Here is a 288-nt window from a genome sequence, read left to right as displayed (position 1 = left end):
TGCGTTCCGGATCCCTGAGTGAGATTTTAAATAAGGTGGAAGCCAATGGATTTATTGAGCGGAGCCAGAGCGAGAATGACCGGCGTCAGATGGAAGTAAGGCTGACGGAAAGCGGAATGGAAGAGCCTCCAGACTGGAAGGCGAGCGTGAAGATGCGGCCTCCAGCACAGGGATCCTCGTAGGAAAGGCCTACCAGATACTCGCCGTCAGCGACTCCCTTGTAAACGCCTGAAGAGCTCTCGATGATCTTGCCGTCGATGTTGGTAAATAAATCTTCTACATATTTCC

General features: G+C 51.7%; 1 protein-coding gene and 1 pseudogene. One reads left to right on the top strand and one right to left on the bottom strand.

All coding sequences use genetic code 11. The features are described 5' to 3' along the window. Positions 1–35 precede the first annotated feature (35 nt). Positions 36–182 (top strand): hypothetical protein, encoded by a 147-nt coding sequence (locus tag NE473_RS33355; RefSeq protein WP_502802876.1) that lies wholly within the window; start codon positions 36–38, stop codon positions 180–182. On the opposite strand, the pseudogene NE473_RS33350 reads toward NE473_RS33355, so the two are convergent. Further along, positions 164–288: pseudogene (locus NE473_RS33350) on the bottom strand (iron ABC transporter substrate-binding protein); the annotation flags it as partial. The gene NE473_RS33355 and the pseudogene NE473_RS33350 sit on opposite strands and share 19 nt — an antisense overlap.

It is taken from the genome of Hungatella sp. SL.1.14, from assembly GCF_024460495.1.
In the GTDB taxonomy this organism is placed as follows: domain Bacteria; phylum Bacillota; class Clostridia; order Lachnospirales; family Lachnospiraceae; genus Hungatella; species Hungatella hathewayi.
Note: the sequence above shows the minus strand (reverse complement) of the source record. Positions and strands in the feature narration are given on the sequence as shown.